This window comes from Acetobacter thailandicus (assembly GCF_011516655.1).
GTDB classification, from domain to species: Bacteria; Pseudomonadota; Alphaproteobacteria; order Acetobacterales; family Acetobacteraceae; genus Acetobacter; species Acetobacter thailandicus.
Genome location: NZ_WOSV01000003.1, coordinates 196684 through 216880 on the forward strand (window position 1 = coordinate 196684; position 20197 = coordinate 216880).

Below are 20197 nucleotides of genomic sequence, written 5' to 3' on the forward strand. Positions count from 1 at the left end.
TATTAACACTACGCACTAACGAAAAGGCCCGAAGTTTTCTTCGGGCCTTTTTTATAAAGACTGCTGGCACTTCATAACAATCTGGTTAGATAATTAAGCATAAAAAATAATTGCTTTATTCCGGTCTATCTTCATATGCTCAAAGATAAAGACGTGTGCATCACCGATGCTGGCTCTCAATAAAATAAAAAAGATATAAATCATGCCCCACACCGGTACCAACTTTGCCCCGCCACTCGCCTCTGCGCCGGAGACTTCTAAAGTCTTACAAACTGTTAGTGCTCAGCCTAAAAGTCGTGCCAAAGCCATTATGCAGGTTGCCAGCGGCAACGTTCTTGAAATGTACGACTTTATGGTTTTCGGCTTTTATGCCGCAGCGATAGGAAAAACTTTCTTTCCTTCATCTGACCCGACAGCAAAACTGATGCTGGCGCTTGCTACATTCGGAGCAGGCTTTCTGATGCGCCCGCTGGGTGCCTTAATCCTGGGTTCATATGTTGATCGTATCGGACGTAAAAAGGGGCTTATCGTTACACTTGGCCTTATGGCAATCGGTACACTTATCGTCACTATAACACCAGGATATGCTGCCATTGGTTTTGCAGCACCACTGCTGATTCTTGCCGGGCGACTGATTCAGGGATTTTCTGCAGGTGTTGAGCTTGGCTCCACCTCAGTTTATTTATCTGAAATCGCGGGACCGCATAATAAAGGCTTTATTGTCTCTTTTCAGTCAGCATCACAGCAGCTTGCTGTTATGGCAGCCGCTGCACTTGGTGTTGGCATGACACACCTTATGTCTCACGAAGAACTCCTCTCATGGGGATGGCGCATCCCCTTTCTTATCGGGTGTCTTATTGTTCCGGTTCTTTTCCTTCTCCGCCGGAACCTGCAGGAAACAGAAGCTTTCTCTTCTGCACATTCACACCCACATTTTGCCGAAATACTACAAACGCTGTCACGTGAATGGCGCATCATTGCCGTTGGCATTCTTATGGTTCTGATGACCACAACTTCGTTTTACATTATCACTGCCTATACGCCTTCTTTTGGCACAGCAGTTTTGCATTTAACCGCTCATGACAGCCTGGTTGTTACGCTGTGTGTTGGCATGACTAACCTCATTCTTCTTCCGGTTTTTGGTGCTTTATCTGACCGTATCGGCCGAAAAAAACTCTTATTAATCGCTACAGTGAGCGGAATAGTCACTGTCTACCCTGCTATGACCTGGCTCGTATCTGATCCTTCTTTTTTCAAACTACTTGGCGTGGAGCTGTGGCTTGCTGTCATTTACAGCATGTATAACGGTGCCGCAGTTGTTTACCTGACAGAAATTGTCCCTCCGCGCATCCGCACTACAGGATTTTCTCTGGCTTACAGCCTGGCAACCTGCGTTGGAGGCTTTACACCTTTCATCTGCACCTCTCTCATTCACGCGACCGGCAACCGCGCCATGCCAGGACTGTGGTTAACTCTGGCAGCATGCAGCGGATTACTGGCCTCACTTCTCGCCCGCCCCTACTCTCATTCACAGTCGAGTTCATCATGACCAGAATTCGCTGTACCACAGATAATTCACAGCCTTTTTCTCTGAAATGCCGGCCGCTCATTACAGGAGCAGGAATCGTCGGCTCTCTTATGCTGCCGCATTATGCACAGGCTGCATCAGGTAACCCTGAAGTGCAGGAACTGATGCGTATTGTAAAAATGCAGTCACAACAGATGAAAATGCAGTCACAGCAGATTCACGAGCTGCAAACGCGCCTCTCAAAGGTTGAGAAAAAATCAGATACAAAAACTGTTAAGGTGACCTCACTGCCTGCTGCATCTCATACTGCGTATGCACATGTTACTTCAGGACCAGTTGAGCCCGTAAAATTTGCCGGAGATACCTCTCCTGGAATTCAGACTACCACTCCGGTATACCCTCTGAAGGCTGCAGCCCCCGGTTCTTATGCAGCTGTTTCGAGCATCCCAAACAATGCATCACCTGTTATGGGTGTGACATCACAAATTCCTTCAAGTGGCAGCACCACGTCTGTCGGCGGGCTTGTACTGAAATGGGGGCAGGGTCTGCCCACGTTTACAACGCCCGATAACGCCTATTCCTTTAGGGTGCGCGGCCGTATTCTCGCTGATTACGGCGGCTCATTTGGCAGCCGTTACAGCAGCCTCAATGTCTCTCGTACACTGATGCGCGCAGCCCGTCTGGGTGTTGAAGGTCACGCAAGGCAGCTTTCATGGGTTTTTGAAGCCGACTTCTCTGATAACAAACCAGAGCTCATGAGTGCTTTTATGATGTGGAGCCAAAAGGTTCAGAAAAAAACCCTGGACCTTGCACTGGGAAATATTTTTAACGAACGAAGCTTTGATGGTACCACAGGCTCAGCACAGACCGTCTTTCTTGATCGTGACCTGGTCGCGACCACTCTGTTGCCGGTGCGTGGATGGTACGGCATGGGGGGCATGTTCAAAACCATTGGTAAAAACTGGCACGTAGCGGCACAGATAGCCGGCAATAACGTCAATTCCTCCAATGCGACCAACAATATTCGTGATGATATGACCTATGAAATACGTTCTCACTATATTCCATGGCGCAACAATAATGCTCTGATTCATCTTGGCATCTGGGGTTTCTATGAAGATGTCAAACCCGCAGCAAACTTCTCACAGTCAGTGCGCCTTCTCGCCCGTACTAACGACGCATTTGCAATGCAGTTTGGCCCTACGACTCCAATTTCCAATTCTTTTGCCGGCGGCCTGGAACTGTTTGGTATTTATAAAACCGGCTGGGCTCTTATTGAATATGGCGCACGACATCTGCAGTTTCGTAATACACTTCCTGTAGCTTCGTCCTATACAGACAAACTCGGCGGTTCAGGCACGATTCAGGCTTTAAGTCTGCAAACAGGCCTGTTCCTCACCGGTGAAACTCCAAACTATTTTGCACGAACAGGCGTATGGTCCTCACCTCGTGTACTGCGTCCCGTCACCGAAGGTGGCTGGGGAGCATGGGAACTTGCAGCAAGATGGGACTGGGCCGATTCCTCCAACATTCCAACCGGTGCACGTGCCTGGACTGCTACAGTTGGTGTGAACTGGTATCTGCTTAATTTTGCACGAATTATGGTCAACTACACTCATGCTGATGTAACAAACAGAGCCGGAAACTATATTGGAACCAATACCGGCAATACATTTGGCGTAAGATCAGGAATTACATTCTGATTTTTATTGTAAAAATATTATTTTTTTAAAAACGATATCCTCATCATCCCTTTGATATGGATATCGTTTGTTTTAACAAAACAAAAAGCAATCTTATAAATGTATTGATTTTAATTTAATTTATAACTATAAGTTAATTTATAGTCTCGAGACTGTTTAGTTAAGAAAGGAGGTCCAGAATATGAAAAAATCTACCATTGCTAAGCTTGCAGTTGCTCTTTTTGCTTACCCGCATCTGACAACCTGCTCTGTTCCAGCTGTTAAAGCAGCACCGGTACAGCACGTCGTCGCTCATTCGACGCACGTAAAATAATAATAGTTTTTATTAAAAAAATATAGAGAAAATATTATTTTATAAACATATATAGTAAGTAATTATTTTATATATGAGTATAGATAAATTAATTTAATTAACGCTATTTATTTAATTTTTAATCAAACTGTTTTCTAAAAAGGAATCAAATCATGAAAAAATCTACCCTGGCTAAACTTGCTGTTGTTCTTTTTGCTTACCCAAACCTGACGACCTGCTCTGTTCCGGCTGTTAAAGCAGCACCGGTACAGCATGTCGTTGCTCACACAACAACGGCACATTGATCGTCAGATCAGTCTGACCTGAAGCCTGGCGATGTCGGGCTTCAGGAGATGGGCTCTGTATTTTAAAAGTAACCCGGAATTATATTATAGTAATTTTTATCTAAACTTTTCCGCGCGCCAGGTATTTCTTTTTTCCTTTCAGTCCTTTTTTCATAAGGACCGGAAGAATCATTCGCCAGACACGCGGCATAATTAACATAAGCTGCGCCAGCACGCCGTCTGAACTCGGACAAAAAATCTCTGCTTTCGGACGCAAAAGAAGGCGCTGAACAATGCAGGCTATTTCATCCGGTGACGAGGGCGCCGTTACAAAATTTAAAGGAGAACCGCCACTATCAATTTCTTTTTGCAGCATCGGTGTATCAACGGCACCAGGAAACACTGAAGATACACGTAAACCGAGTGGCTGCACATCCTGAGCCAGAGCCAGAGCATATCCACGCAAACCAAATTTACTAGCAGTATAAATGCTGCTCCCCGCCAGAGGCACAAGAGCTGCCATAGAGTTAATAAAGATAATGTGCCCGGCTGCTGGCATAAGCGGCAACAAGAGAGTTGTTAAAAAAACCGGTGCTTCGAGATTAACCCGCAGCTGCCAGGAGGCGCTTTCGATATCGTAATCCCCTGCTCTCTGAGGATTAATAACGCCTGCACAGTGAATTAATGCAGCAAGCGTAACACCAGCCTGACGCAAGCCATCAGTCAGTGCTTCTATCTGCTGATTCTGTGCAATATCGCAGGCAACTGGCGTAACGTGATCCCGCGGCTGAAAATCACCGGCACGGTTGACCGCCAGAATGTGATACCCCTGACTGACAAGACGCTGCACAAGGTGGACACCAATCCCACCTGTTGCTCCGGTTAACAAAGCAACAGGGCGATTAATATCAGAAGGTAACTTCATAAAAGACATAGAGAGCAAAGCCAGAGTTGTTCCTTGCTCCTATATGAACGCTCTCTATCTCTTTGTCACGTATGGTAACAATTTATTATCATACTGTAAGGACACGACCTGCAATCGTTTTCAGCCTGGCCAGTAAAGCAGGGTCACGCGCTTCAGGTGCTGTAATCAGTGCGTGCTCAAGTGCACGGTCACACCCGGCAAAACACAGGTCACGCCGCTGACCAAGCGCAGGAATAACGGCTTTAACCAGTGCCTTCGCATTTGCAGAGTTTTTTTGCATAATTTTGATAACGCTATCTACCGTCACATTATCATGCTCTTCATGCCAGCAGTCATAATCTGTAACCATGGCAACCGTCGCGTAGCACATTTCAGCTTCACGCGCTAAAGACGCTTCCGGCATATTGGTCATACCAATGACAGAACACCCCCATGAACGATAAAGTTCACTTTCCGCACGCGTCGAAAACTGCGGGCCTTCCATCACCAGGTAAGTACCGCCACGCACAACATTCAGGTCCAGCGCTCTGGCCTGGGTTTCGAGCACACTGCCTATACGAGGGCAAAGCGGGTCTGCCATAGAGATATGAGCAACACATCCTGTGTCAAAGAAGCTTTTTTCACGCCAGATCGTACGGTCAATAAACTGATCAACAATAACAAAATGACCAGGAGGCAGCTCCTCCTTCAGGGAGCCAACAGCCGACAGAGAAACAATGTCTGTGACCCCGGACATTTTCATCGCAGCGATATTTGCCCGGTAGTTGAGACGTGAAGGCGGGATAGGATGCCCACGCCCGTGACGGGGCAAAAATACACATTTCACGCCGTCGAAACGCCCGAACAGCAGCTGGTCAGATGGTGCTCCCCATGGCGTCTCCACTGTACGCCACTCTTTGTTCTCAAGACCATCAATATCATAGAGGCCTGAACCACCGATAAGACCAATAACAGGCTCTACACTCTTATTTTCTGACATGAGACCAGATTCTCCGCTTCAGGATAACAAATATAATGATGAGAAAACACAGATAGAGCACAACGCCAACACCCAGCCGGCGTTTACTGTCACGATGCGGCTCAGAAACCCACTCCAGAAAGGTCGTCACATCATGCGCCTGCTGCTGTACAGTAGCAGGATGACCGTCCGTGAATGAGACAGCATTGTCATGAAGTGGCGGTGGCATAGCCGTAATATGCCCTATCATATAAGGGTTAGCGTATCGCGGCGCTTTCTCCCCCCCAACAGGCTCACCATAGCTTGTCAACATAGCATAAATACGGTCTGCCCCGCCGGGATGAATCAGACCTATACGTGACAGATCAGGAGGAACAGCCCCTCCGTTCGCTGCACGGGCCGCAGCAGGGCTACTATACGGTGAAGGCAGAAAATCGTCGGGCAACCCTTTACGAAACTTAAAATGTCCTGCTTCATCATGACCCGCAGCGATCTGCCAGGATTCAGCTAAAGCAATTGTCTGCTCAGGTGTCAGACCCATCTGACTCAGGTCGGAGAAGTGAACCTGTTTAAGGCTGTGACAGGCTGAACATACTTTTACAAAAACTGCGTAGCCTCTCTGCACAGCGCTGAGATCGAAATGCCCGACAGGCCCCTCAAACGACCAGTGCTGAGGCGGGGCTTTCTGAGGCAGTAAAGAGGACTGTGCGTCAGCACTCTTTACACAGCCTGCACCCTGTACGGCTGCAAAGAACACAGATGCGATAACGAGATATTTTTTCACAAACATCGCTCAGTCTTCCACTTCATCAGGCAGATCAGCTTTCTGAGAACGAGCTGCCAGAGGCAGAAAAATGAGAAAATAACCATAATACCCGGCCATAGCGATACGCTCGACCAGCAACCAGTCACCCTGCACATGGTGCTTACCGGCAAGGCCAGACACAACAAAACATGCAATAAGCATACACAGGGCAATGCGCGACTGAACATGCATGCGCCCCCACGGCCTTCCGTCAACAGGCGCATCGTCCAGGGACGGAACAAAAAACAAAATCAGTACAGCCCCTGCTGAGAGCACAAGACCGCCAAATTTTGAAGGAATAGCCTGCAACATCCCGTAAAACGGCAGGAAATACCATTCAGGCTCAATGCTGGCAGGAGTGTGCAGCGGGTTAGCAGGGCGATAATTCTCTGGCTCTGTCACCAGACCAGGCCAGAAGCACATTACAGCTACAAAAGCCAGTGCACAGACAAGGATACTTAATACGTCTTTCACAGTGAAATAGGGGTGAAAAGACAGCATACGCTCACGGCCCTGCCCTTTGCTGCCTGACGGGCTGCTACTGCCCTTAAAGTGGACAATAGCGATATGCAAAGCCACAAGACCGGCAATGCTGAATGCGATAGTAAAATGCAGCACAAACATACGGCGCAATGTAGGAGAACCGGGGCTATCCCCTCCCAGAAAAATCGATTCAAGCAATGGCCCGACACCAGGAACCGCCCCTGCGGCCTTACCTGCGATGTCGGCACCCCAGTAGGACATCTGCCCCCATGGCAGCACATAACCAGCAAAAGCTGTCATCATCGCCATGAGCAACAACGTCACACCACTATGCCATATCGCCCGGCGTGGTGCGGCATAAGAGCGATAACACAACCCCCGAAACATATGGATATAGAGAGCTGCCATAAAAAAACTGGCTCCGGTGGTATGAATAGCCCTGAGCAGCCAGCCTGCTGCACCCCGGCGCTCAAGGGCTTCAACCGAACTAAATGCCAGAGACGCATCAGGCGTGTAAGACGTTGCCAGCAATAAACCGCTTGCTATCATCAGTGCCAGCACCACCAGCAGCACAGCACCAAGAGTCCAGAGCAGGTTAAGGTCACCTGGCACAGGAAAACTCATATAATTTCTGATAAAACCAGACAGACTATGCGCGTCTTTGCGCTCTGTATTCTCTGAAGACTGCGCAGATTGTTCGCCGGACATTTTCTTCTCTGCCAGAGTGGTCGGGCTTTTCAGCCCTTATTAATGCCGCAAACAGATACCATGTCTTGCCCTGTTGCGTCAGACCTTTACTTCATCAGGCCTGAAATACCTGCCGTCCTGCTCAGAAATCAGCCTGACATAAAAGCGGATATGACGATAAACTCTGCCAGAAATGAGACATAAAAATATTTTCAAAAATAGCGATACAAAAAACGAAAAGAAAAACAAATCTTTACAAAATGATGACAGACCGCGATGAAACAAACATAACCCTTAGCGGGAAGCTTCTCATCTCTGCACTCAAAAGAGCAAAAGAACACCGGCATGACCTCAGACACACAACATTCAGCCTCCGGGCATATTGCCCTCAAAACGGAAGCCCGACTGTGGTTTGAATCCCTCCGCGATAAAATCTGTACAGCCTTTGAGCAGATCGAACAGGAGAGCTGTGAACGCAAAACACCTGTGCTCAGGGAACGTACAGCAGCCGGGCAGTTCAAAAGAAAAACCTGGCAGCGTCAGAATGAAGATGGCTCGCCCGGCGGCGGTGGCACTATGAGTCTGATGTCAGGGCGTGTGTTTGAAAAAGTAGGCGTGAATGTCTCAACAGTTGAGGGAACATTTACCCCGGCTTTCGCTCAGACTATTCCCGGGGCAGCAGAAGACCCCCGCTTTTTTGCTACCGGCATAAGCCTGGTTGCTCATATGTGCAGCCCGCTGGTGCCGGCTGTGCACTTTAACACCCGTATGATTATTACCACACAGGGCTGGTTTGGCGGTGGTGGCGATATCACTCCGATGTTCCCTGCCTCTGATGAGGCCGCTCATGATGCTGAACTCTTTCACAATGCCCTGAAAAATGCCTGTGAGAAACACGACCCCGGTTATTATCCCCGCTTTAAAAAATGGTGTGATGAATATTTCTTCCTGCCTCACCGCGATGAGCCCAGAGGTCTTGGAGGTATTTTCTATGACCGTCTCAACAGTGGTGATGTCGCGGCAGACTTCGCTTTTACAAAAGACGTTGGCCTTGCCTTCCTTGAGAGTTATCCGGCCATCGTGCAGCAACGCATGACACTCCCATGGAGTGAAGAACAACGCGAGGCACAGCTCATTCGCCGCGGGCGCTATGTCGAATTTAACCTTTTGCATGACCGCGGCACATTATTTGGCCTGAAAACAGGCGGCCACACCGAAGCAATTCTGATGAGCATGCCACCAGAAGTGAAATGGCCATAACCCTAAAAAACGTTCAGAAAAATTATGCTCTTTCATTTAAAAAAAACTTTATAAGAATACATCTCAGGCAGAATTGACGTTCACCCCTGATAAAGGAGAATTGCCCTCGTGCCGTGTAACACTACGCAGCATAATGCACCCCGGACTTTTTCACGCCGACGTTTGCTGAAAAATACCTCGGCCGGTCTCTGTGCTGCATCTGTTAACGCTCTGCTGCCGGAGAAAAGACACACAGCCTATGCCGCAACCACCGGAGCACAATGCCTCGTTGTCGCAGGCATGGCAGATAGCATATGCGGGCAATGGGCTGATCTTCTTGCACCCTCCCTGGCTGAGAGACTACGCTTACCTGCTTTCAAACTCAAAAACACTCTGGGGTGGGACGGCATTACCGCAGCCAACCTGTTTGAAGTTCAGCAGATGCAGATACAACCTCCTGCCGGGCTGGTTGTGCCGGGTACGGTTATTCTTGCTGAGCTTGGAGGCGACTCGCGGGTTCACTATGATTATCAGCGCTGGATTCCGACCTTTCTGAGCTACCAGCCAACCGTTACTGTTGGTCGTATCTCTCTGCACCGCTCTTTCTCTGCTATACTGAAAGAGCACCCTTTGCGTGTTGCAGTTTCAGGATATACCGGCAGAGAACTCCCCTCCCTTCTGGCACTTGAGCTACTTAAGCTCCACCCTTTACCCCTGACAGGGTTTGGCACACCAGAATCAGCTATTGCAGCTCTGCTGTCAGGCGCAGTTGATATCATTCAGTTACCCGTTGATTCTGCTTACGCTGAACGTATCGCCAGCCTGAAAGAAAAAGGCTTCAGGCCTCTTTTTACAAATTGTCTTTATAAAAATAATCTGCCTGACACCGAGCTGCCGCCTGTTTTCGGCAGCATCTGCATGCAGGAACGCCCGCGCGCCTTTACCAGCCCGCTTTATAAAGTCTGGAGCACAGCAACAACGGCAAGTACATTATGCGCCGGTTTAATGATGCCTTTTCTGTCTGCACCGGAAACAGTCGCACACTGGCGACAGGCCTGTCAGGAACTGGCGGCCTTACCTGACATCAGAAATCACGCCAGAGCAGAAAATGAAGTCATTAAAACAGGTGCTGACTGTATGGCACTTTATGCTGCGACAAAAGCCGACACTTTAACAACCATAACTCTGCGACGCTGGCTGGCACTCAATATACCACGCTGGCGCGATGCTCAGGCGAGTAACAAACCTGCACTAAACACGACGACGACGCAGTAATATTTTTACGGCTCCCCGGTTTGCTGCATGGGGATACACCACACCAAGCATACGGGCCCGCAGCTCAGGGCGGTCAAGCCAGAATGGCAGCTCACGCCGCAGGATGCCGCCTTCTCCACCTGAACCAAGCCCGGTAATAATTTCTACACAGCGCAGGCCCTGGCGATAAGAAACATCCATAAACTCAAGCAGGCGATGATAAGCCTCCTGCGCAACCAGACCGTGCAGATCAAGGCGACGCTGAACGCGTGTCTTACCCTGCTCAAAGTTGCGCCAGCTCTGATCATCTATACCAGGACTCCGGCGCCCGATTTTATCAGCCGGGTGTATCTGCCGCTGCACCTGTGCCGAGGCAGGAGAAACAGGTGCAAAAAAAGCCGGGAAAGTATGGTCGCGCGAAAGTACCTCAGATGGAAAATAAGGTGCCCCGGTGTGGCTTTTACCCTGGCGGGCGGGTTTCTTTTCAGGCTCTGAAATCTGCGTGGCAGTACAGTCCTTAACAGCATCATCAGCAGCGTTACGCAAAGGCACAACGTCGCTCATCACGCGGCCCCATAACACTTTTTCTTCTTCAGCTAACTGCCGCCACCTCGCCACAACCTGTTCTCTCCCTTACCTGCTCCCGCACTGACGCGACTGTGCGGGAGACCTCATGCTTTATCAGTTATGGCCCATCCCGGCCAGTGACTTGCCCTGATAACGCCCTGTCAGCGTTTTGAGAAAGGCAACGATATCAGCCACATCCTGATCTGAGATGTGAGTATCTGGTGTCTGATACCGTGCCATCTGACGAACAGCTTCCTCAAGGGTCTTCACACTGCCATCATGGAAATATGGCGCTGTCTGATCAATGTTCCTCAGTGTTGGCACAACGAAACGCGACCGGTCCTCTTCCTTATGCGTTACAGTATAACGCCCCAGATCAGCATCAGTCATCGGGCCGCCTCGATCTTTAAAGTAATCCCCTTCAAGACCCATAATCTCATAGGCACCACCACCAAGTGCAACTCCGTTATGACAGCCGGAACAGCCAACAGACTTAAACTTAGCATACCCACGCCGGGCCTGCTCGCTAATGGCTGACTCATTGCCCTTAAGGTAAGCATCAAAAGGACTATCGGGGGTCAGTAATGTTTTTTCAAATTCAGCAATTGCCCCTGTTATCGTATTCTCATCGACTTCTGCATCAGGGCCATAAGCTTCATGGAACAGATCCATGTAGTGTGGGTCAGCCATTACCTTTGCGGCAACTTCTTTCCAGTCATGCGAACCCATCTCAAGCGGATTCATAACCGGACCGGCGGCCTGTGCCGCGAGGTCTGGCGCACGGCCGTTCCAGAACTGCGCAATTTTGAAATAGGCATTATACACCGTTGGCACATTGATTGGCCCCTTCTGCCCTCCAATGCCGGTTGCTGTAACCAGATTGTCAACCCCGCCATGGTTAAGATCATGGCAGCTTGCACAGCTGATTGTGCCATCACCTGAAAGCTTTTTATCAAAAAAGAGCTGCTGACCCAGAGCAACCTTTGCCTGATCTGTCAGCACTGCAGCCGGAATTGGACGCACAGGCTGCCCTTCAAATTTACTGACAGCACCTGTGTCAGAATAATATTTACGCCGTGTATCTTCGATCCAGCGCAGAATTGACTGACGCTCAACATCAGAAAGGTGGGCATGCCAGTGCATCAGAAGGTAGAGCGTTGGAGGCATACGATTTTGCGTAATAACTTCTTCAATACGCGACAGCTGCTCCTCTGTCGGAGGCTTGCCCTGCTGCATAGCGGCAAGAACCGGCTCTATGCGGAAATGACGCAGCCCCTCTCTGAGGTCTTTGCTCATCAGCTGCTTTGCCACCGGCAGATGAAAATAAAATGGCAGATTGCGATTTGTTGCATGACAATAGTCACAGCGCGCCTCGGCCAGAGCATTAAACGCAGCCTGCGCAACGAGATCTTTCGATGAAGGAGAAGAAGCCGAAAGCTTTGGGGCCGTCTCACGATCAAAATGTGTGAGATATGCGACCGTACCGCCATAAGCCAGCACGCCAACACCCACCAAAACTGCAATAGCTCTACGCAAAACCTGAACTCCTGAAAAATACTACATTCTGTCTGACGTATTTGCGTTCACCGCATGAAAACCGTCAAACAGATTATTTTTGAAATTTTCATTGATAAAAACGATCATACAAAACGATCAGATAACGACCATTAATGTTCTGAACTTTTAAACATTATACTATTTTTTACGCATAAACCACAATAAAAACCACAGGCACAGCCATAAGCGCCTGTGGTTCATTTAAAGTGTTATTAAATATCAGGCGCTACGTGCTGCGGCCAGACGCCACGTGCTGCCAGGAGAGCCAAGCAAACGCTCAAAAGTCCAGAGGTCAGAAAACTCTGTTACGGCATCTGTGCCAGCAACAGGCAAAGCGTCCGCTCCTGTGATCATACTAACCTGATCAGAAATGATCCTTACATCTATCGAAGCCAGCGTCCCGCCGTCCTGGTTATTCAGACGCACATCCTCAATACCCATAGAGAAAATCGCTTTAATCAGGGTTGTCTGCTTCTCCGAAGCGGCGTCACGCGCTGTAATAGCCTTATCAAAAGACGCATAGGCCGCCGGGGTCAGACGCAGCTGTAAAACATCCCGGTTACCTGTAGCATAAGCCTCAACAACCTGCGCAAACACAGCCTGTGCCCCGGTCAAAAACTGCTGAGGGGTGAACTCGCTATCATACTGACGCACATTACCAAGCAACTGGCCGACCCGCGTATTATCTGCCGGAATCTGATAAGCCACACGCGGCACAACAGGCTCAGGCGCAGGCCCGGCTGGTGTATTTTTTACATCGGTCCGTAAAGCAGGTGGTACAGGCGCAGGCTGTATCCCCGTGCGTCGCCCCAGAACACTGCGCAGACGCAACACCAGAAATACCGCTACAAGAGCAAAAAATATGAGATCGACCGGCAAACGATCGAAAGAAAAATTCATTTTTTACACGCCCGTTTCTGTGCACTTACAAACCTGATTAATGCAGCAAGCATAACCAGGGCGATCAATTGACACAATCTTAAAGCATACATCAGCTATACGCTTTTCTCCGACAAGCCCCTTGCAGAGCAGCATCTTATGTTTCTAATCTGACAGCCATGATTGTTTTGCGACATTGTGAAAGCGAATTCAACCAGCTTTACAGCATGACAGGCCGTGACCCCGGAACGCCCGACCCCTCTCTTTCCACTCAGGGCAAAGAGCATGCCCTCAGACTTGTCAGTGAGCTGCAGGGATCTGTCACGCGTATTCTGGTCTCACCCTTTACCCGCACTTTACAAACCGCAGCACCTCTGGCGCAGGCTCTGAACATAACGCCCGAGATTATGCCTCTGCTACGCGAACGCAACCTTTACTCATGCGACGCAGGCTCACCAGCCTCGACGCTTTCAAAAGCCTGGCCCGGTCTTGATTTCAGTCAACTCGATGAAAAATGGTGGTCTGGCCACCCTGAGAGTGACCACCAGCTGCAGGACCGGGTGCGCCAGTTCAAAGCGTTTATGCGCACACAACCCGATACATCACAGACACTGGTTGTATCACACTGGTGGTTTTTACTGGCACTTAGTGGTGACAGCCTTGAAAATGGCGACTGGCAGCATCAGTCTCTGTAAAACAGCCGTTTTCTCAGCTACATTGAAAGGGCTCATGCGGTATATACAGGAAACGAGGCCTGAAGGCTTTTTCTTTGCTCCTCCCCCTTGCAGATGCAGACGGAGCATGTCCTCATAAGCACATAGCCTGAACCGGCTCCGCTTTAAGGAGCGGGAGCGGGTGTTCATTGTGGTCTTAATTTTTATTATAAACTACCAAGAAAGTTGCTTTTTTTATGTCCGACTCTCAACAGGTAACACCTCCTGCACTACCTCTGGCAATTAACCTGCAATACACAAAAGACCTCTCTTTCGAGGTCCCTGCAGGTGCAGAAATTTTTGCAACCCTGAGATCTCAGCCCAACATTTCAGTGAATATTGACGTTCAGGCTAACCGCCTGCAGAACGACCAGGCGATTTACGAAGTTATTCTGACAATTAAAGCTGATGCAAAAGAAGCTCCTGAAGGTGCTAATGCTCCTGCCGGGCGCACAGTCTTCATTGTAGATCTGACATATGCCGCCGTTGTAACCCTGACCGATGCACCTGATGACCTGGTAGAACCTATTCTGCTGGTTGAAGTGCCTCGTCTGATCTTCCCATATGCACGCAACATCATCAGTGATGTAACACGTGATGGTGGCTTCCCGCCTATCGTACTGCAGCCAATCGACTTCGTTGCTCTGTGGCAGAGCAAACGCGCAGAATTCCCACAGACCGCAGGCAACGCCTGAGTCGTGGTATGAATGCCACCTCCGGGACTACGTGTTCCGGAGGTTATTCTGACACTGAGCTTTTACTTATGCTCAAGTAATGACAAAACAGACTGTGCATCAGGCCGCAAAGCGACCCTGACATGCTGCCAGCCGGCAGCCAGAAGCACCTCTGCCGTTTTTTCAGAAATAACCAGAGCCGTTGTTTTTCTTGCCTGCACCAATGCCGCACCGGGAGACAGAGCACGGATCCATCCTCTGGCACTCTCAGCTGAAAAAAACAGAATATTGCTGATCCCCTCTTTTATAAGAGCCAGCTGAACCGCTTCATCTATATTTTCTGCAGGCAGGGCGGCGTATGTCACGTACCTGACCACATCGAAACCCTCCGCCTGCAGGCGTGCAAGCAATGCATTTCCCTGCCCGTCACCGGCCAGTAACAGCAAAGTTCCGGCAGACGGAGCGACCTGTTTTTTTAGCAAAGCCACGAGAGATTCAGCATTACCCTGTGCGCTGTAAACACGATGAAAGCCTGCAGCCTGCGCGCGCTGTGCTGTACGGTCACCAACGGCATAAACCGGCAGCCATCTGTCAGCTGTTATCGCTTGTGCCCCGCAAACAGCCTGACCACTGGTAAGAATAATACCTGCCGGATTAGCAACGGAAGACAATACCGTTTCGTACTGAATAACATGCAGCGCGGGTGAGGCATAAGCGCGCCAGCCGGCCTGCTCAACAGCCCGCATCGTTTCAGACAGACCGGGCTCAGGCCGGGTAACGATAACCCCGCCTGCTTTTATCATTCTTCAAAAATAGAAGCGGGACTATCGGCACGCAGGCTTTTACCAAGCTCCCGCCCCAGACGCTCTGCATCTGCCGGTGCCCCGCTGATATCACGCTTAAGCAGGAAGGTTCCGTCCTCACTGGCGACGAGACCTGTCAGATGCAGCTGGGGCTCCTCACCGGCGACAAGAGGAATCAACTGTGCATATCCACCAATAGGGGTGCGACAGGAACCATCAAGCTCAGCCAGCAAAGCGCGCTCTGCGGTGGAGACTGCACGGGCTTCATAGTCTTCAATCGCAGCCAGCAGCTCGCGCAGCTCAACATTATCCTCACGCACCGTTACACCAACAATACCCTGCCCGGCGGCTGGCACCATAACTGTGGGGTCAAACACTATGTCAGCGCGTTCAGCCATTCCCAGGCGGCGCAGGCCAGCGAGCGCCAGCAGGGTCGCATCACACTGACGACCGGCTAACTTATCGATACGAGTCTGTACGTTGCCACGCAGCAAACCAAATTTAAGATCAGGCCTGGCATGAAGCATCTGCGCCTGACGACGCACTGAAGCACACCCCACGAGTGCGCCATGTGGCAAAGCAGAATAAGGATCCTCCGGGTCAGCCTGACGTAACTCAGGACCAAGGATCAGAGCATCACGAGCATCTTCACGTTTAAGAGTACAGGCCAGCACCAGACCGGGCGGCAGGTCCGTTTCGAGATCTTTAAGGCTGTGAACAGCAAAATCGATACGACCGTCGGACAGAGCTTCGTGAATTTCTTTAGAAAATAATCCCTTACCGCCAATTTCTGCCAGGCGGCGGTTTTGAACCTGGTCACCGGTGGTGTTAATCTGGTGCTCCTGAAATGCGTTCATATCACGCAAAACCGGGCAAAACCGGGTCAGCATCGTAAGGAAAGCCCTCGTCTGCACCAGCGCCAGCGGCGAACCGCGTGTACCAACCCGCAAAGGCAGCTGGCTGCGCGAAGCATGTCCGGTTGTCTTTTTCTGGCGGGCAGCTGCTTCTGCTGCAATTTTCTGCAGAGCGGGCGAAAGGGCTGGTGAGGAGGGTGAGGCTGAATCCATGAGTCCTGTCTATTACCAGAAAGAATGAAAAGACAAGCAGCCATAATGCCCGGCAGGATTGAAAAATTTGTAACCCAGCCAGCCAGCCGCACCGCCACACATCATCTGACCCACGACATGCCCCGGCGTTTGCCTTATACAGGCCACGCCCGCACAATACGAGAGAGCAGAAGGCAGATAATGACAGCTGACAGCTTTTTTTCTGTCGTATAGAAAGCCTGCTATGAACATCTGGCATAACGGGGCACAGACCCGCCCTCACACTAAAGGCGCAGAATAATGTCGATACAGCACACCGGCATTGCTGGCCCGGTTCTGGCCATAGAATCCTCCTGCGATGAAACCGCCTGCGCCATTCTGGCCCCTGACGGTACCTGCCTTGCGCAACGTCTTATCTCGCAGGATGGCCATGCAGATTTTGGCGGAGTTGTGCCCGAAATTGCTGCCCGCGCGCATCTGGCACTCCTGCCCGGCCTTGTCAGCCAGACGCTGAAAGACGCTGCCATGGCCCCTGAGGATATCGGCTTTATTGCAGCCAGCACCGGCCCGGGCCTTATTGGCGGGCTGATTGTTGGTACGGGCTTTGCCAAAGGTCTGGCACTTGCCCTGAATAAGCCCTTCGTTGCAGTGAACCATGTTGAAGCCCATGCCCTGACGGCACGCCTGCCCGGGCTGGTACCTGGTGGTGCGCCATTCCCCTACCTGTTGCTGCTCGTCTCGGGCGGGCACTGCCAGTGCATTGCCGTTGAGGGTGTGGGGCAGTACCGCAAACTGGGCGGCACCATTGACGATGCAGCAGGTGAGGCCTTTGACAAAGTCGCTAAAATGCTTGGCCTGAGCTGGCCCGGCGGCCCTGCACTTGAAAAACTGGCACGTGATGGCAACCCTGACGCTATTGCTCTGCCACGCCCGCTTGCCGGACGTGCGGGATGTGACTTTTCTTTTTCCGGCCTGAAAACTGCCGTGTCACAAAAACTTGCCCCTTATGGGCAGACAGCTCTGCCCTACCGGTTCGCGGCTGATCTCGCGGCATCTTTTCAGCAGGCTGTGGCTGATGTGGTAGCCAACCGCATACAGCAGGCCTTTGATATGATGCCCGAGGCCACATTGCTGGTGTGTGCCGGTGGTGTAGCTGCCAACACTGTGCTGCGCGCACGCCTTGAAGAAGTTGCTGCCAGCCGCGGACTGCGTTTTGCAGCTCCCCCGCTCAAACTCTGCACTGATAATGCCGTTATGGTCGGCTGGGCGGCGCTTGAAACCTGCCAGGAGGCCGCACGCCGTGGCCTGCCCCCCCCTGACGACAGCACAACGCGCCCCCGCCCCCGCTGGCCACTGGAAGAAATGACACAGCGGTTTGAAACTGAAACGCAGGCGGAGTAGACTTGGATGTCAGATCTCGTTGTTCATTGCGCAAACTCTGACCTGAACAGCATAGCAACGGCTCTTCAGACTGCCAAAATCCATCTGATTGATGACACCAGACATGGGTGGCCCTGGAAAGAGATTCTTCAGGGGGCCGTGACCCTCTGCGTTGGACTTTTCGCCGGCTGGATTGCCTGGCAGCAAAAAGAAATTGCCAAAGAGAACAAAGAAATATCCAGAGAAAATAAAGAAATCACAAAACAAAAATTAAAATTAGAAATTTTTGAAAAAAGAATGGAAATTGTAGAAATAATAAAAAATTTTTATAAAAATCAAACCGAAACATCCTTATTCGAGATACCACGACATACACTCAACGAAATATCGTTGTATAACTTAAAACCACCTTTAGACCGCCCCCCTTCAAAAACATCTCTTATAGAAAATACTCTCTTAAAGCCTAAAAAAATGCATTCAATTCTCCAAAAAAAAAATGAAGAAATAAACGTATTTTTCTCACCAAAAACATCAAATATTTTATATAAACAAATTAATATACTGAATGATGTCTATCATTTAAACATGATGTATATCCATAATCAACATTCACTTCTTGATGAATGTTTTAACGAACGAAGAATATCAGATAAAAATAACTTTTTAATATTAAAACAAGATGCAGCCAAAACATATAAACTCATGTGGGAGAGCCTTCGCAAGAACGAATTTAAAGGTCTCAGCGACTGGTAAACATCCCCCCTGCCTGGCGGCAGCACGCGCAACATGATGAAAAACCTGCCCCGCACATAATCTCTGTTTTCAATTCTCAGCAGCTCGATTATGCACAGAGCATGAACTACAGACATGCCTATCACGCCGGAAACTTTGCTGACTGCATGAAGCACGCGCTTCTGGTCTCTTTGCTTAGCCATTTTTTGCGCAAGCCCGCTCCTTTCATGGTGCTCGACACTCACGCCGGTCTTGGCCGTTATGACCTGCTCAGCACCGAAGCCGAAAAAACCCAGGAGTGGCACAGCGGCATAGGCCTGCTGGCTGACGAGCCGCATGACAGCCCGCTTACCCCCTGGCTGGAGCAGGTTAAAAAAACCCGCAACCCGCATGTCTACCCAGGTTCACCGCTGCTCATTTCTTATCTGCTGCGCGAGCAGGACAGGCTGATCTGCTGTGAAAAGCACCCTGATGATAAGCGTAAGCTTTATGGTGTTTTTGCCCGCAACCCCGCGGTAGCTGTGCATGAGCGCGACGGATACGAGGCCCTGCGTGCCCTGCTGCCCCCCAAAGATATTAAGCGCGGACTTGTACTGATTGACCCGCCGTTTGAAGAGCTGAATGAGTTTGCCCGTCTGGCCCAGGCTGTCAGCACCATTCAGGCACGTTTTCCCGCTGCTATTATTGCCATCTGGTATCCCATTAAGCACCGTACACCAGTGCGTAACTTTATGACCGGTCTGCAGGATGCCGGCGTGCGTGATATTCTGACCGCAGAACTGCTGATGAAGCCCGCCACTGACCCTGATCAGCTTAACGGCTCAGGGCTTATGGTCATTAAACCACCCTATGGCTTTGCTGAGCAGGCAAGCCAGCAGCTGGCCCGCCTGAAAACCGTATTTCATGCTTTTAGTGCTGAGGTTGTGCAGTCAGTCGCGCAATAAAGCGCGACCTCACTGAACGGCTTTAAGGTGCAGCCATATATCTGTGACAAAGCCCTGCACACCGGCTTCGAGAATCTGCACGCCAATACACAACAAAACAAGGGCTGCCATCCGGCTGACAATACGGGTGCCGGTTGTGCCCAGCATGCCCACAAATTTGTCAGCACCGGCATAAACCGCCCAGACAATCAGCACCACACAGGTCGCTGCAAGACTCAGGGCAATCTCATAGGGCAAAAAAGGCTCATCCGGCGGGCAGCCTGACCCGAGGGCAATGGCAACAGCAATTGTACCCGGCCCGACGGTAAAGGGCATTGCCAGCGGAAAAAACGCGGTATCTGCCCAGTTGGGGGCCATAACGGTTTTACCGTCCTGCAGTGCCTGCTGCTCTTTTTTAGCCTCCATCACCTCGGGCCGCTGCAGCAAAAACCAGGCACGTACGGCAACAACCAGACCACCTGCCACACGCAGTGCATTGACTGTTACGCCAAAGAACACCAGCACTTTGCCGCCAAACCAGATCGAGACCATCACGATAATAAAAGAGTAAAAAGCGACCAGCCGGCTGAGTGCCCTGATTTCACCTGGTGAGCGACCAGCTGTTGCCTGCGCAAAGATTAAGGACGCCCCAAAGGGGTTCACAATTGAGAACAAGGCCGGAAAAGCCAGAAGAAAAGCTGATATCGCCGTGGACACACTATTCCCGTGCAAAAACGACGCCACAAACGGTAATGACATCTGCAA

22 protein-coding genes are annotated in these 20197 nt (G+C 50.4%); 12 read left to right on the forward strand and 10 right to left on the reverse strand.

Annotated features, from left to right (window positions below):
* The first annotated feature begins 202 nt into the window (after positions 1-202).
* From tcuC to GOB58_RS13205, 4 genes are all read left to right on the forward strand, one after another.
* The gene (gene tcuC, locus GOB58_RS05990) at positions 203-1549 is read left to right on the forward strand and encodes an MFS transporter (protein WP_173559596.1); all 1347 of its coding nucleotides are present in this window, start codon (positions 203-205) and stop codon (positions 1547-1549) included.
* Positions 1546-3231 carry an OprO/OprP family phosphate-selective porin gene (locus GOB58_RS05995; RefSeq protein ID WP_173559597.1) on the forward strand — a complete coding sequence of 562 codons (1686 nt, stop codon included), beginning with the start codon at positions 1546-1548 and terminating at the stop codon, positions 3229-3231. The genes tcuC and GOB58_RS05995 overlap by 4 nt, the downstream gene beginning before the upstream one ends.
* A 181-nt stretch (positions 3232-3412) precedes the next feature.
* A complete protein-coding gene (locus tag GOB58_RS13200) occupies positions 3413-3544 on the forward strand; it encodes a hypothetical protein (RefSeq protein ID WP_265792948.1) in 132 nt (43 codons plus the stop codon).
* Positions 3545-3696: 152 nt separating this feature from the next.
* Complete coding sequence (locus GOB58_RS13205) at positions 3697-3828, forward strand: hypothetical protein (protein ID WP_255375970.1); 132 nt, start codon at positions 3697-3699, stop codon at positions 3826-3828.
* A 100-nt stretch (positions 3829-3928) separates the two neighbouring features.
* Here the strand turns inward: GOB58_RS13205 and GOB58_RS06000 are convergent, their stop codons facing one another.
* The 4 genes from GOB58_RS06000 to GOB58_RS06015 form a co-directional block, all read right to left on the reverse strand.
* Positions 3929-4741 carry an SDR family NAD(P)-dependent oxidoreductase gene (locus tag GOB58_RS06000; protein ID WP_242005241.1) on the reverse strand — a complete coding sequence of 271 codons (813 nt, stop codon included), beginning with the start codon at positions 4739-4741 and terminating at the stop codon, positions 3929-3931.
* A 79-nt stretch (positions 4742-4820) separates the two neighbouring features.
* A complete protein-coding gene (locus tag GOB58_RS06005) occupies positions 4821-5711 on the reverse strand; it encodes an S-methyl-5'-thioadenosine phosphorylase (RefSeq protein ID WP_173559598.1) in 891 nt (296 codons plus the stop codon).
* Positions 5698-6474, reverse strand: a complete 777-nt coding sequence (locus GOB58_RS06010; RefSeq protein ID WP_265792945.1) for a cytochrome c1 — start codon at positions 6472-6474, stop codon at positions 5698-5700. The genes GOB58_RS06005 and GOB58_RS06010 overlap by 14 nt, the downstream gene beginning before the upstream one ends.
* A 9-nt stretch (positions 6475-6483) precedes the next feature.
* Positions 6484-7686, reverse strand: coding sequence for a cytochrome b (locus GOB58_RS06015; RefSeq protein WP_173559600.1), 1203 nt, complete (start codon positions 7684-7686; stop codon positions 6484-6486).
* 324 nt (positions 7687-8010) lie between these two features.
* Between GOB58_RS06015 and hemF the strand changes: the two genes are divergently transcribed.
* Positions 8011-8925, forward strand: coding sequence for an oxygen-dependent coproporphyrinogen oxidase (gene hemF, locus GOB58_RS06020; RefSeq protein ID WP_086635980.1), 915 nt, complete (start codon positions 8011-8013; stop codon positions 8923-8925).
* A gap of 108 nt (positions 8926-9033) precedes the next feature.
* Complete coding sequence (locus tag GOB58_RS06025) at positions 9034-10179, forward strand: hypothetical protein (protein WP_173559601.1); 1146 nt, start codon at positions 9034-9036, stop codon at positions 10177-10179.
* Here GOB58_RS06025 and GOB58_RS06030 read toward each other — a convergent pair.
* The 3 genes from GOB58_RS06030 to GOB58_RS06040 form a co-directional block, all read right to left on the reverse strand.
* Positions 10156-10722 carry a Smr/MutS family protein gene (locus GOB58_RS06030; protein WP_173559711.1) on the reverse strand — a complete coding sequence of 189 codons (567 nt, stop codon included), beginning with the start codon at positions 10720-10722 and terminating at the stop codon, positions 10156-10158. The two genes, GOB58_RS06025 and GOB58_RS06030, sit on opposite strands and share 24 nt — an antisense overlap.
* A gap of 117 nt (positions 10723-10839) precedes the next feature.
* Complete coding sequence (locus GOB58_RS06035) at positions 10840-12261, reverse strand: cytochrome-c peroxidase (RefSeq protein ID WP_173559602.1); 1422 nt, start codon at positions 12259-12261, stop codon at positions 10840-10842.
* A gap of 240 nt (positions 12262-12501) precedes the next feature.
* Positions 12502-13182, reverse strand: a complete 681-nt coding sequence (locus GOB58_RS06040) for a Tim44/TimA family putative adaptor protein (protein WP_086635982.1) — start codon at positions 13180-13182, stop codon at positions 12502-12504.
* A gap of 158 nt (positions 13183-13340) precedes the next feature.
* Here GOB58_RS06040 and GOB58_RS06045 point away from each other — a divergent pair, with 158 nt between their 5' ends.
* Together GOB58_RS06045 and secB are read left to right on the forward strand one after the other, a co-directional pair.
* Entirely contained in the window at positions 13341-13856 is a 516-nt protein-coding gene (locus GOB58_RS06045; RefSeq protein ID WP_173559603.1) for a histidine phosphatase family protein, read from the forward strand.
* Between the two features lie 215 nt (positions 13857-14071).
* Positions 14072-14569, forward strand: a complete 498-nt coding sequence (gene secB / locus GOB58_RS06050) for a protein-export chaperone SecB (RefSeq protein WP_086554464.1) — start codon at positions 14072-14074, stop codon at positions 14567-14569.
* Positions 14570-14631: 62 nt separating this feature from the next.
* On the opposite strand, the gene GOB58_RS06055 is transcribed toward secB, so the two are convergent.
* Both GOB58_RS06055 and hemC read right to left on the reverse strand, forming a co-directional pair.
* Entirely contained in the window at positions 14632-15351 is a 720-nt protein-coding gene (locus tag GOB58_RS06055; protein ID WP_194299646.1) for a uroporphyrinogen-III synthase, read from the reverse strand.
* On the reverse strand, positions 15348-16418 hold the full coding sequence (hemC, locus tag GOB58_RS06060) for a hydroxymethylbilane synthase (protein WP_086554465.1): 1071 nt from the start codon (positions 16416-16418) through the stop codon (positions 15348-15350). The genes GOB58_RS06055 and hemC overlap by 4 nt, the downstream gene beginning before the upstream one ends.
* Positions 16419-16463: 45 nt before the next feature.
* Here hemC and GOB58_RS06065 point away from each other — a divergent pair, with 45 nt between their 5' ends.
* The 4 genes from GOB58_RS06065 (at position 16464) to GOB58_RS06080 (ending at position 19453) form a co-directional block, all read left to right on the forward strand.
* Entirely contained in the window at positions 16464-16631 is a 168-nt protein-coding gene (locus GOB58_RS06065) for a hypothetical protein (protein WP_158092788.1), read from the forward strand.
* Positions 16632-16697: 66 nt separating this feature from the next.
* Positions 16698-17798 (forward strand): tRNA (adenosine(37)-N6)-threonylcarbamoyltransferase complex transferase subunit TsaD, encoded by a 1101-nt coding sequence (gene tsaD, locus GOB58_RS06070; RefSeq protein WP_173559604.1) that lies wholly within the window; start codon positions 16698-16700, stop codon positions 17796-17798.
* A gap of 6 nt (positions 17799-17804) precedes the next feature.
* Positions 17805-18530 carry a hypothetical protein gene (locus GOB58_RS06075; RefSeq protein ID WP_173559605.1) on the forward strand — a complete coding sequence of 242 codons (726 nt, stop codon included), beginning with the start codon at positions 17805-17807 and terminating at the stop codon, positions 18528-18530.
* Positions 18531-18631: 101 nt separating this feature from the next.
* On the forward strand, positions 18632-19453 hold the full coding sequence (locus GOB58_RS06080) for a 23S rRNA (adenine(2030)-N(6))-methyltransferase RlmJ (protein WP_173559606.1): 822 nt from the start codon (positions 18632-18634) through the stop codon (positions 19451-19453).
* A gap of 9 nt (positions 19454-19462) precedes the next feature.
* Here GOB58_RS06080 and GOB58_RS06085 read toward each other — a convergent pair whose 3' ends face one another.
* The gene (locus GOB58_RS06085) at positions 19463-20191 is read right to left on the reverse strand and encodes a MarC family protein (protein WP_086554469.1); all 729 of its coding nucleotides are present in this window, start codon (positions 20189-20191) and stop codon (positions 19463-19465) included.
* Positions 20192-20197 lie beyond the last annotated feature (6 nt).